Origin of the sequence: Staphylococcus sp. LKG4-2 (assembly GCF_050955665.1) — a bacterium.
GTDB classification, from domain to species: Bacteria; Bacillota; Bacilli; order Staphylococcales; family Staphylococcaceae; genus Staphylococcus; species Staphylococcus saprophyticus.
Genome location: NZ_CP194532.1, coordinates 337,911 through 350,728 on the forward strand (window position 1 = coordinate 337,911; position 12,818 = coordinate 350,728).

Below are 12,818 nucleotides of genomic sequence, written 5' to 3' on the forward strand. Positions count from 1 at the left end.
TAAAATCCATTGCTTTAAAAGAGAATGTACCCAGCTAATTGTGCACTTTAAAACGAAAGAAACATAGCTTTAATATAGTGTAATATACAAATTATTTATAAAAAAGAAGTTTACAATATAAGATAACTAACATAAGCTTAAATAGAATGAAAAATAGTCTGAATCGATAATCGATAAGGGGATGGATAAGAAATGAAGGGAAAATGGGTTTTAACGACATTACTTGCAAGTACATTAATCATCACTGGATGTTCAAATAGTAATGATAAAGGCAAAAATAAAGAAGATAATGATAAACAAACTGAACAAGCTAGTAAAAACAGTGGGGTGACATATCCTAAAGACGGAGTGAAGGGGATTTACGTCAGTGCAAATTCAACAAAAGGTGAAAAATTTGATGAATTAACTAAATTTATAGAAGATAGCGATTTGAATGCGATGGTTATTGATGTTAAAGATGATTCAGGAAATGTCACGATTAATTTTAATACAGGTAACAAAGAAATCGATAAACACACATTAGATATTGTCGACGCGAAGCCATTACTTAGCAAGATGAAATCAAAACATATTTACCCAATAGCTAGAATTGTTACTTTTAAGGATAAGAATTTAGCAGAAAGTCATCCTGAATGGTCATTCAAAAATGCAGATGGTACTGTTTGGGAAAGTGACGGTGGAGATAAATTTGTTAACCCATTTAAAAAAGAAGTATGGGATTACAATATCAATGTTTCAAAAGAAGCAGCTAAAGCTGGATTTAAAGATATTCAATATGATTATGTGAGATTTCCTGAAGCATTTGAAAATGTAGAGCACAGTTTAACTTACGATAAAGGAAAGTATAAAGATAGTGACTTAAGTGAAGTTGACCAACGTGTGGATACAATAACTCAATTTTTGAAAACTGCACGCAAAGATCTGAAACCGTATGGTGCTGAAATATCTGCTGATGTATTTGGTTATTCAGCAATGGTCGAAGAAGCGCCGGGTATTGGTCAAAGTTTCCCTAAAATTGCTGAAAACACGGATGCCATTTCATCTATGATCTATCCATCACATTGGAGTCCGGGTGACTTTGGCTATGACACCCCTGACAAAGAGCCCTATGGTGCAGTTGATAAATATTTAGATAAAGAGACTGAAGTATTAAATAAATTAGGTAATAAAAAACCTAAATCTCGTCCATGGTTACAAGACTTTACAGCGCAATATTTAGGTGAAGGCAATTATAAGACCTATGATAGTGAAGCTGTAGAAGATCAAGTAAAAGCATTGAAAGACCATGGTATCAATGAGTTCTTACTATGGAATGCTGCCAATGATTATACAGAAGGTGTCGACTACACACCTAAAGCAGATAAAGAGAAGGTAGAAGCAAATAAAAAAGAATTAAAAGAAGAAACGAAGAAAGAAAAATAATGTGAGCGTTCATATAAGTTGAATGTTAAATATTATAACAATGAAAAAATGAGTCCGGAACATAAATAAATGTTTCGGATTCTTTTTGTTTAAATGTGAGAATAAAAAGAATCATTAGAATTAAAATTTAATTAATTACCGAGTGATGAAAAAATAGATACTACATTCTACTTTTAATATTGTATAATATGAAATATATTAATATTTATATAATTAAAATCGAAAGAGGAGCACTGTATTTTATGATTAGAATTTTAATTCCATGTTTTAATGAGGCATCAGTGCTAGAACAAACATATGCCAAATTAACTGAAATTATGCAACGAGATAGTATCAGCAACAATTATAAATATGAATTGCTTTTTATAGATGATGGAAGTAAGGATCGCACACTAGCCATTATTAAAGCATTAGCACAGCGAGATCATGCGGTAAAGTTCATATCATTTTCAAGAAATTTCGGAAAAGAATCTGCAATGTATGCTGGATTATGTGCGAGTACTGAAGCGGAAGCATTAGTTATATTAGATGGTGACTTGCAGCACCCGCCAACCCTTATTCCACAGATGATTGCTCATTATAGAGATGGTGAAGACCAGGTTGTGGCAAAAAGAGATAGAACAGGTGAACACGTCATTCGCAAGACTGTATCTCAATTATATTATGCAGTAATTAATAAAATTGTAGATGTGGATTTAGAAGACGGCGTAGGGGATTTTAGATTATTGAGCCAACGTGCGATCAGAGAAGTAGTGAACTTAGGAGAATACAATAGATTTTCTAAAGGTTTATTTGCTTGGATTGGATTTGAACCTAAAGTGATTGAATATGAAAATGTTGTGCGTGCCGATGGTGAGTCTAAGTGGACGTTTAGTTCTTTATTGAATTATGGTATAGATGGTCTCATTTCATTTAATAATAAACCGTTACGTGCCATTTTATACTTTGGTTTATTTGTGTGCGCGATGAGTTTCCTTTATATATTATTTAATTTTATTTATACAGTCAGTTATGGTGTTTCGACGCCAGGTTATTTCACAACGATTGTCGCAGTATTATTTTTAGGTGGTGTTCAGTTAACATCATTAGGGGTCATTGGAGAATACATAGGCAGAATTTATTATGAAGTAAAACAACGACCGCTCTATATCATACGCCAAACCAATTTAAGTGATTGCGAGGTGGACTGAAATGAGAGCTTTACATATAAATAAAATCCATCTAATACTTACAGGATTATTTATTTTTTATATACTAATGGCTATTTTTACGCCATTAACCCATGATGATTGGGACTGGTATAGTCAATATGGTATTCAAATGTTGCAAGAACATTTTGCTAATTTAAACGGCCGTTATCTTGGTAATTTGTTTGAAATTGTAGCAGTTCGATTTGACTGGTTTAGGTGGTTGGCGTATGCCGTATTTAGCATGTTGATCATATGGGTCATCAGTCAATTTGTTAAACATAAACAGACTTCTATCATTTGTTTAGCGGCATTTATTTTAATGGTGACAATGCCAAATGAAATCTATAAACAAACGTATGGCTGGTTTGCAGGATTTTATAATTATGTACCAGCAACGCTGTGTGTATTATTTATTCTATGGTTTATTGTAACGGTACTATTTTACCGGAACAGTCATAAACCAAGTACGAATATCATTTTTTATTGCGTGTGTTTTGGTGGTCAATTTTTCATTGAAAATGCAACATTATTTAATACATTAATCATAGCAATCGCACTTGTATTACATATATATTTCTATAAAAAAGCGTATCCTAAATTTGTTGTAGGATGGTTCATTTCTGCTTTAGGGACAATCATTATGTTTTTGAATCCGAACTATCGCAAAATATTTTTTGAAGGTAGCGATTATCAACAGGTCTCTAGTGATACGGGTATCGTTGATAAAGTTTATAAAACGGTAACAACCATATTGCCGGATTGGATTTTCTTTAATCAAATTGTGATTATTACGATAATCGTTGGTATCTTACTTGTTATGTTGTATAAAACACGACAAATGACGAAAACATATACAAGTAGATATTGGTTCATCGTATGTGGCTTAACGCTATTACCGATATATTATTTTTTTATTTTTAAACAATTTGAATTACACCATTTTCACATGATTACACTTACTAATATTTTAAATACTATGGTATGTTTTATCTTTTTGTGTGCATTGATCTTGGCTATCCATACGGTCATATCTCAAAAGGAAGTTCGATATACGCTTTACTTATTAATCGCGTCAATCATACTTGTGTGTGGTCCTTTAATCATCGTATCACCCATAGGTCCACGTAATTTTTACACAGTATATGCAATTTATGTTGTCATATTATTAATTTTACTTGCGCAACTGGAAGTGTTTAACAGGAAATCAGAAAAGTGGATTACTGGATTAGCTATCCTTTGTGCAGTGATGTATTTAGGGGTATTCTACAATATTCACGCTGCAAATGAAGCAAGAATTAGTCAGCTAAAAGAAGCCGTTCATGCAGATTCTAAGCAAAGAATTTATAGTATGGAAAAATTACCTTTTGAACATTATTTACATCATGCCACACCAACAAGTGCTAAGTATCAAACGTTATTTAATGAATATGAAGGCTTACCAAAAGATACGAAAGTGAAGTATGTGCCCTATGGCAGTATTAGTAACCAAAAACAATCAAAATAATATTGTTTTTAAGTACAACAAACAAAATAAAAAGCTTTTATCCGATTTTTCTGAAAATAAGTTTGCAATACGTCGCCAAAGATGGTTAATTAAAGGTATACTTGAAATAAGAGGCATGTAGCAGTAGTACTTGGGATTTATGTGGTTTAACTGAGCAACAAGTGCATGTAGCAGTAGTGTTGACACAATCGCATTTGGACGTGTTACTTCAAATTTGGGGCTAATCATCTACGTTTTAGATGATTAGATAGAGAGACAGTTATTTATGTATTGGACAATGGATTAGTTATAATTTGATTGTAGAAATTATAAAAAGAAGGTATTTATATGAGTGAAAAAGAAATTGAAAATCATGAACTTGAGCAATTGAATAAGGAAATTGAAGCGGAATTAAACGCATATGACGCTGATAAAGAATTCCAAAAAGAAAAGAAACAATTTTTAACGCTTACATTTATTTGTAAATTGATTATTGTGTTGTTAATGCTAATGGGGTTAGTGAAGTTATTTATATAGAGTCATAGACAAATGCATATAGAGGTGAAATAGGTGACAATCTATAATATTAATTTTGGGATTGGCTGGGCGAGTAGTGGTGTGGAATATGCACAACGTTATAGAGCGCAGTTATTGAGAAAATGTAATGAAACGATAAAATTTGTGTTTTTAGATTTTATTAAGAATGAAAACATTCAAACATTGACTGAAAATATAGGATTTAAAAATGAGGAAATCATCTGGCTGTATCAGTATTTTACAGATATTAAAATAGCACCTACAAGTGTGACTGTAGATGAAATTATCAAACCATTGTATTCAGAAATCACTAAAGTTGAAGATCAAGGTAAAACTCGAAAAATCCATTTTAATCACAATAGTAATTATTTAGTATGTTATTTAAAAAATGAAGATAGTGATGTTGTAGATAGAGTGGAATACATTTCTAGAGGCAAGTTGCTTAGGAGAGACTATTACTCTTATGTACGCGTTTTGTCTGAGTACTTTGCACCTGAGGATAATTCGGCCAAATTATATATGAGGTCCTTTTATAATGAGGATGGATCCATTGCATATAACGAATATGTTAATGATGAGGAAAGTATGTTTGTTTTTGAGGATAATATTCTGTACGGTAAGCAAGCATTAATAGCTTATTTTTTAGAAAAATTGCATTTAACAGATAAAGATATGTTGATTGTAGATCGCTCAAAAGATATTGGACAAACGGTTTTGCAAAATAAAGGATCAGCACGCTTAGGAGTTGTGATTCATGCTGAACATTATAATGAATCGACAACAAATGATACATACATATTATGGAATAATCATTACGAATATGTGTTTATGAATGCACATGAGATTGATTTCTTTATTACAGCAACGGATATTCAAAATCAGTTGTTAGCACAACAATTTGAAAAAAATTATCATAGGAAGCCTAAAATTTATACAATTCCTGTAGGTAGTTTAAGTGCGTTAGTGAAGCCAAATCGTAGAAAACCTTACTCAATCATTACAGCCTCAAGGCTAGCGACTGAAAAACATGTCGACTGGTTAGTAAAAGCCGTATTGAAAGCGAAAGCATCTGTTCCTGAAATAACATTTGATATCTATGGCGAAGGTGGCCAAAGACAATTATTAAGTAAACTAATTCAAGAAAATCATGCTGAAGATTATATCACATTAAAAGGACATGTTAATTTAAATCAAGTTTATCAAGATTATGAACTTTTCTTATCGGGTTCAACTAGCGAAGGTTTCGGTCTTACATTAATGGAGGCTATCGGTTCAGGTTTAGGTATGATTGGTTTTGATGTGAACTATGGTAACCCAACGTTTATTAAGCATCAAAAAAATGGTTATTTAATACCGATTGATTTAAATGAGGATAAAGAATCTGAAATTATAGATCACCTTGCTGAAGGTATTGTTAATTATTTCGATAATGACACAAGCCGATTTAATCAAGCTTCATATGAAATCGCTGAAAACTTTACCCAACCGGTTGTCGTACAAAAATGGAACAATTTGATTAGTGAGGTGCTATATGATTAATTTATTTGATGTTTTTGATAAAAAAGCCATTATCTTATATAAATCTTTTAAACATGCTGGTAAGCAACGCAAAACAATCGTTATTGAAGAAAATGGATTTTTACCAGATGATATATTAACACCTTACGCTTTTTTCGCGAATAATCCTGAAACAACTTCACAACCTTTATTTTTTAATGAAGTACCGATTCCAAGATTTTGGACGATAGAAGGTAATAATAATACTGCCTTTATCAAAAATTTGGATGAGGTGAAAGCGAGAATTATTTATAAAGCAAATTATAAACATAGAATTGTTGAACGTGTAGAATGGTTAAATAAACGCGGGCATACGCAATACATAGATTATTACAATAAAGTAGGTAAGCGATACGCACAAGTGGTATTGGACGCAAACTCACAAAAAAGCATTTTGAAAAGGTATTTTAACTATAATAATGAAGTAATGATGGTAGAAAATTTTGTGACTAATGACATCATGTTAACTTGGAAAAACAAAGCCTATTTCTTCCATTCAAAGATACAGTTTGTCAATTTTTACTTAGAAGTTGCGCAGCTTGAGTCTGAAAACTTTATGATTAATTCACTATCGATTTCTTCTGCCGTATTAAATGGTTTGTCTGAATCTGGAAACGACTCTATTTTTTGGCAGGGAGATATTACGCCTGAAATTATGAAACATATGGAAAATGCACTGGCAAAAGAAAAACGAAATTTTAAAATTATTTTGCCTAGTCCTTCAGCGTATGAAAAAGTAATAGAGCTCATCGATGAACAATATAAAAATCGTATCTTCCAATCAGGATATGTTTATAGATTTGTGAAAGAGAATCGTCATTCTAATCAGGTATTAACTTTGACAAATTCAGACCAAATACCGCATTTAGAAGAAATCGTACAAGCCCATCCAAATCTAGAGTTTCATGTTGCAGCTTTAACAGAAATGTCTATGAAGTTATTAAGCCTCAATAAATATGACAATGTAAATTTATACCCAAATGCCAAAAGGCAAAAATTTATTTCGTTATATAAATCATGTGATATTTATTTAGATATAAATAAAGGTAATGAAATATTAGATGCTGTAAGAGCGGCGTTTGATTACAATTTAGTCATCTTAGGATACAACGAGACATCTCACAATAAGGATGTTACGCCAGAGAACAATCTTTTTGAGGAAGTACAATTTGAGATATTAAGTAGTATATTGAGGGATATTGTTGCTGAACCATCTCATTTAGATCAAAGGTTGAGACAACAATGGCAACAAGCAGGTTCAATCAGCAAAGCTGAATTTATCCGTTCATTAGCGCAATAATTCATTTTATTACAGAACATAAAATTTTAAATAGGTTACCAATACCAGGAGATATAAAGGTATTGGTAACCATTTTTTTATTTATTTTTCTCTAGTATCACTTGTTTATAATCATTTATATCAATACGTCTCCAAATTTGCTTTTTAATGTCTTGAATATGTTGCATTTTATTCATATTACTTGCCATGTTTTTAGGTTGATACTGTTCCCATTTTTCTAATTGTTTAAATAGTGTGTGTAGAGATCTCATAAAAATAACCGCCTTTTTAATTTTTATAAATAAAATAGCCCTTCTTAGATAAGAAGAGCATCCACACAACTTCCCATCTTTCAACTCAATCGTCATACTGAGTTGTTGGATTTAGCACATCGCATATGACTGCTGTTGCTGGAGTTTCATAGGGCCAAGTCCCTCCACTCACTCTTAATAAGAGAACTATTTTATTTAAACATCATTATAGCAAATGAATGTAAAATGACAAACAAAGTCATACAATACACTATTTTCTTCGGCGTGCGTATTTATAGTAATTGATGAATATTAATACTAAATTGACCATACCAATGATTAAACCAGTTAATAATGAGAAAAATGCAAGAATAACTAGAAACCAGGGTTCTTGTAACACACCATCTTGAGAGACATGTGAAGGTAAACTTGTGAAAAGCAATGCGGATACTATAGCAATTAAGATAAATATCATACTTAATATACTTAAGCGAATGCGTTTCACAAACTTCGTATCATTAACTAATTTATCCTTTACCACAGAATTACCTAAGATTAAATCATCTAGAGATAAATTAAAGGTTTTGGCAATTTCTACTAACATTTCAATATCCGGTAAGTAACGATTATTCTCCCATGCAGATACAGTTTGTCGTGAAATATTTAATTGATTGCCAAATTGTTCTTGGGTCAGTTGATTTTCTTTTCGAATCATTTTAATTTGAGTGCCAAAATTCATATGTTAAATGTGTTCCTTTTAAATCGTATTTTGTTTATAAAAAGTGTGGTTAAGCGAACGCTAGTGATACTTTACATGCTCCGCAAGTTCACCTAGCGCGCATATTTTAAAATGCTAGCAATGCTTTCTTTTAAATAAAATAAGCTTATTCAATAATAGATGACATCAAGTAAATTTAAAAATTTAGGAGGCATAATAAGTTTATGAATAAAAAGTTATTTTTTGCAAGTATTATAAGTATTGTTTTAGGTGCATCGTTAGGGATTAGTTTTCTTTTAATTCCAAGTTATGTAAATGAAAATGGCATATTGAAAGAGCCTTGGTATTTAGTAGAATCTGGATTTTCATTTGTCATTATTGGAGGTTTACTCATGTTTTTTGCAATAGGTGGTTATTTATGTCACTATTTTGAAAATAAGATTCATAAATAGAGTGGTTTGAAATAGGAAATAGGCTGAGGCATGTTTAATGTTACAGCCTATTTTTTGAGCTTATGGTTCAAAACGTAGGGATTTTATATGGTAAATACATTCAAAACAGATGAATTGTTATAAATTTGCACGATATTTGTTATACTAATTGTAAGCGCTTACTAAAAATATTTAGACGCTTTAGTATAAATCGTTTTTAAAAGGAGAATGCACATGAATGGTAAAGTGATGATGGTGACTGGTGGAAGTAGTGGCATGGGCAAAGCAATGGCGCAAAAATTTGCTGAAGCGGGTGCAAAAGTGGTTATAACGAGTCGCTCATTGGAACGGTTAGAAGCGGCAAAAAAAGAAATAGAACAATATGAAGGACAAATTCTTTGCATAGATATGGATGTGCGAGATCCTGAAAGAGTGCAATATACAGTGGATAAAACGGTTGAAACGTTTGGCAAAATAGATGGTTTGGTTAATAATGCAGCAGGTAACTTTCTATGTGCAGCTGAAGATTTATCATATAATGGATGGCATTCTGTCATTGATATTGTCCTTAATGGGACATGGCACTGTACACAAGCTGTAGGAAAAGAATGGATTAAAAATGGTCAACGTGGACGTATTATTAATATGGTTGCGACTTATGCATGGAGAGCTGGTATAGGTGTGATACATTCAGCAAGTGCAAAAGCAGGCGTGTTATCAATGACTCGAACACTGGCTGTTGAATGGGGCTCTAAATATGGCATTAATGTCAATGCAATTGCCCCAGGGCCAATCGATAATACAGGTGGATCGGGAAAGCTAAGTTTATCAGAAGAAGCAAAACAACAAACGCTGGATAGTGTCCCACTTGGAAGGATGGGTCAACCTGAAGAAATCGCAGGTTTGGCAAAATTCTTAATGTCAGAGGATGCGAGTTATATTAATGGTGCATGTATGACAATGGATGGTGGACAATGGCTGAATCAAAATCCATTTTAAAGTATTATAAAAACTTTAATAAAGATAATCGGTGTGCAATGTATGTAGAGAGAAGACTGACTGATGTCTAAAGGGTGTCTAATCGCTTTAGAATTGGAATCATGACAATCTCATTTTATGAGTTTACTTAGATTGCTTTAAATAACGAAGTAAGTTCAGATTCAAAGGAAGACTTAAATTTTTCTATTGTTCCATATCTATGAATGAAGCAACATTTAAGATACCAACTTTCTAAAAACATAAGAATCATTGTAGTGGATTCGTCTTTATTCACTGAAATTTCAATACTATTATAGTAATTTGCAATGTTAGTATCTAAGATTTGGTGAATATTTTTGATGTGTTGTAAAAATTCATCTTTGAACTGAAATAGTGCATAAGAAAGTTGCAAATAAAGGCGGATATATTTTTCGTCAATATTGAAAATAAAATCAAATAAAAATTGATGTAAGTTTTCAATTGAATATTGTGTATCCTCATGTGCTGCTTTTATAAAGCAGCTAAAATAATTAAAACATGAATTAATACAAGATCGATAAATTTCGTCTTTGTTTGCATAATGATAGTATAAACTTGCTTTTTTAATATCCACGCTACTCGCAATTCGGTTTAGTGTAGTTCCTTCATAGCCGTTTTCAGAAAATAAGGAGATAGCATTTTCGATAATTTGTTCTTTTACCCCTAGTTTCAATTTAGGTTTGAGCCTCCATCTATATCAAATATTGTCATATAAAAATTAATTCAAAACATAAATTATTTCAAGTGTAAAAGTAATCATTAATAAAATGAAAGCGATTGTATTAATATAGTGTGTGATGTGACTTGCAGAGAATTAATTTGTATGGTTAATTCGTTCTTAAGTGTCAAATTAATTTTTGAATAGTACATAAATGAGATTAAATCTGTCTTGATTTATTAAAAAGTGCTAGGATGTGACAGGTTAATGAGGAAATATTATTTATATAGGTGTGAAGCATACTAATCATATGTTCAAAATTTATTCACTTAAATAAATTTTTAATCTATATGGCTGCTTACCAATTAAAAATCTAAAAATGTAAAACTCACGAAGCAAAATGCCAACACCTATACATAATCATATGATAAAGAGCAATGAAATTGCTACAAAAATAATGGTAGCATTTTCAAAAGTGGAGGTGTAACTATATAAAGCGTCTAAAATAAGTGGATGCATTAAATAAATGAAAAACGAGAAAGTGCTGATTAAATTGATAGATCCATACATTATTGTCTTAAAATGGATGCATATACCAAGAAGTAGTAAAAACATAAATGTATGATACGAAGTAAGTGCATAAGTAAAGCTAGTCACATTCCAGAAATCGTGTTCTGTAAATAGTACGAAATAGGTAAAGGCAATGATAGCTAATGATAGAATGATAAATATATATTGATGTAAGAAATTTATCGTTTTTTCATAGTTAGCTCCGATGTATCCACCAAGAAAGAAGAAAAATAGCCAACCTAAAATGAATGTATTTTCACTTAACGGATAAATGGTATGGAACGTGTGTGCAAATGTCTCGGAATGGTTTAATAAATATAAAAATGTCGTTTGTAAAATAATAGTAGTTAATTAATAAAAGATATGTTGAGGTGTAATAACAACATATCTTTTATTTTTATAAGGCGAGATTTCTTTATTAACCATTGAAAAACATGTATAGTTGTCGCAAAAATTACATGAATATTACAAGATTTTATGGCTGAATTAAGTAACTCATGACTTTCATGATAGTTTTGAGTGGGTGTTTATGGTATATAAAATCCTATGGCGCGTGTCATTAGGATGTAAAAAAGTAAGGGGGTATTTTAATTTCGTTGTAACCTACATGCTATTTATGGATGTTATAGTGTTATTTGTGAGTCAGTTGAAAAAGTAAATTATCTATTTAAGGTAATTGAAATTCAACATTAAATCTTAAAAATAATAAAATCTAAAAATTATCTTCTGGGAGGATTATTAATAATGAAAAAAACAGTAGTAGCATCAACATTAGCAGTAGGACTTGGCGTAACAGGAATCGCAGCAGGAAATTCAGCAGACGCTTCAGAACAAGGCGTTGACAAAGCACAATTAGCACAACAAGCTCAAAGTAATCCAGAATCATTAAATGCAGCGCCAGTACAAGACGGTGCTTATAATATAAACTTTAATTACAATAATACTGATTATAGCTTCCAATCAGATGGTCAATATTGGACTTGGAGCTATGGACAAGGTTCAACTAATGCACCAGCACAAGAAACTGCTGAGCAACCACAACAAGTTGAACAACCACAACAAACTGAGCAAGCTTCAACTGAACAACCAGCACAAGAAGCTGCACCACAAACTGAAGAAACACAACAACCACAACAAGAAGCAACTACACAAACTACTTCAAGCTCAAATGAATCAACTTCAAATGAATCAACTTCAAATGAATCTAGTTCAAGTGAAGATTCAGAAGGTTCATCAGTAAATGTTAACTCTCATTTACAAGCAATCGCGCAACGTGAATCAGGCGGCGACCTTAAAGCTGTTAACCCATCATCAGGTGCAGCAGGTAAATATCAATTCTTACAAAGCACATGGGATTCAGTAGCACCATCTGAATATCAAGGTGTATCACCAACAGAAGCGCCTGAAGCAGTACAAGACGCAGCAGCTGTTAAACTTTACAACACAGCAGGCGCTTCACAATGGGTTACTGCATAAAAAATTAAGTGTAGTAATGAACTTAAGATAAATATTTAAAGCTGAGACATATATGTCTCAGCTTTTTTATTTATAAGTATATCAAGTTGGTCAGTCAATAGAATTCTTTTGAGATAAATTTTGTTGCGCAAAACGCAAATGTGCTGTTTAAAACGTATTTAGTAAAGTAGTTAATTTGAATGTTTTTAAATATATATAGTAAGCAATGTTAATGTTTTCTGGAGTGCAA

At 31.8% G+C, this 12,818-nt stretch carries 13 protein-coding genes and 1 riboswitch; of the genes, 9 read left to right on the top strand and 4 right to left on the bottom strand.

Features of this window, described 5'->3' with window-relative positions:
- The first annotated feature begins 192 nt into the window (after positions 1-192).
- The 6 genes from ACM6UH_RS01565 to gtfB all read left to right on the top strand — a co-directional run bounded on the left by ACM6UH_RS01565 (position 193) and on the right by gtfB (position 7,489).
- The gene (locus ACM6UH_RS01565) at positions 193-1,422 is read left to right on the top strand and encodes a putative glycoside hydrolase (protein WP_069793460.1); all 1,230 of its coding nucleotides are present in this window, start codon (positions 193-195) and stop codon (positions 1,420-1,422) included.
- Positions 1,423-1,664: 242 nt separating this feature from the next.
- A complete protein-coding gene (locus tag ACM6UH_RS01570) occupies positions 1,665-2,612 on the top strand; it encodes a glycosyltransferase family 2 protein (protein ID WP_011302108.1) in 948 nt (315 codons plus the stop codon).
- Between the two features lies 1 nt (position 2,613).
- On the top strand, positions 2,614-4,116 hold the full coding sequence (locus ACM6UH_RS01575) for a DUF6056 family protein (RefSeq protein WP_047502929.1): 1,503 nt from the start codon (positions 2,614-2,616) through the stop codon (positions 4,114-4,116).
- A gap of 327 nt (positions 4,117-4,443) precedes the next feature.
- Positions 4,444-4,632, top strand: a complete 189-nt coding sequence (locus ACM6UH_RS01580) for a hypothetical protein (protein ID WP_047502927.1) — start codon at positions 4,444-4,446, stop codon at positions 4,630-4,632.
- A 33-nt stretch (positions 4,633-4,665) separates the two neighbouring features.
- Entirely contained in the window at positions 4,666-6,171 is a 1,506-nt protein-coding gene (gene gtfA, locus ACM6UH_RS01585) for an accessory Sec system glycosyltransferase GtfA (protein ID WP_048787114.1), read from the top strand.
- On the top strand, positions 6,164-7,489 hold the full coding sequence (gene gtfB, locus ACM6UH_RS01590; RefSeq protein ID WP_047502925.1) for an accessory Sec system glycosylation chaperone GtfB: 1,326 nt from the start codon (positions 6,164-6,166) through the stop codon (positions 7,487-7,489). Before gtfA ends, gtfB begins: the two co-directional genes overlap by 8 nt.
- Positions 7,490-7,566: 77 nt before the next feature.
- Here the strand turns inward: gtfB and ACM6UH_RS01595 are convergent, their stop codons facing one another.
- Positions 7,567-7,740, bottom strand: a complete 174-nt coding sequence (locus ACM6UH_RS01595; protein ID WP_002482060.1) for a hypothetical protein — start codon at positions 7,738-7,740, stop codon at positions 7,567-7,569.
- 70 nt (positions 7,741-7,810) lie between these two features.
- Positions 7,811-7,924: riboswitch (SAM riboswitch) on the bottom strand.
- Positions 7,925-7,990: 66 nt separating this feature from the next.
- A complete protein-coding gene (locus ACM6UH_RS01600; protein ID WP_048787113.1) occupies positions 7,991-8,458 on the bottom strand; it encodes a helix-turn-helix domain-containing protein in 468 nt (155 codons plus the stop codon).
- 203 nt (positions 8,459-8,661) lie between these two features.
- Between ACM6UH_RS01600 and ACM6UH_RS01605 the strand changes: the two genes are divergently transcribed.
- Together ACM6UH_RS01605 and fadH are read left to right on the top strand one after the other, a co-directional pair.
- A complete protein-coding gene (locus ACM6UH_RS01605; RefSeq protein WP_011302113.1) occupies positions 8,662-8,889 on the top strand; it encodes a DUF3955 domain-containing protein in 228 nt (75 codons plus the stop codon).
- Between the two features lie 213 nt (positions 8,890-9,102).
- Positions 9,103-9,867 carry a 2,4-dienoyl-CoA reductase gene (fadH, locus tag ACM6UH_RS01610; protein WP_069804984.1) on the top strand — a complete coding sequence of 255 codons (765 nt, stop codon included), beginning with the start codon at positions 9,103-9,105 and terminating at the stop codon, positions 9,865-9,867.
- Between the two features lie 127 nt (positions 9,868-9,994).
- On the opposite strand, the gene ACM6UH_RS01615 is transcribed toward fadH, so the two are convergent.
- Both ACM6UH_RS01615 and ACM6UH_RS01620 read right to left on the bottom strand, forming a co-directional pair.
- Positions 9,995-10,558 carry a TetR/AcrR family transcriptional regulator gene (locus tag ACM6UH_RS01615; RefSeq protein ID WP_048787111.1) on the bottom strand — a complete coding sequence of 188 codons (564 nt, stop codon included), beginning with the start codon at positions 10,556-10,558 and terminating at the stop codon, positions 9,995-9,997.
- A gap of 405 nt (positions 10,559-10,963) precedes the next feature.
- Complete coding sequence (locus tag ACM6UH_RS01620) at positions 10,964-11,455, bottom strand: acyltransferase family protein (protein WP_108866149.1); 492 nt, start codon at positions 11,453-11,455, stop codon at positions 10,964-10,966.
- Between the two features lie 402 nt (positions 11,456-11,857).
- Between ACM6UH_RS01620 and ACM6UH_RS01625 the strand changes: the two genes are divergently transcribed.
- Positions 11,858-12,589: a transglycosylase family protein gene (locus ACM6UH_RS01625; protein WP_069822298.1), complete on the top strand. Its 732-nt coding sequence runs from the start codon at positions 11,858-11,860 to the stop codon at positions 12,587-12,589.
- Positions 12,590-12,818: the final 229 nt, after the last annotated feature.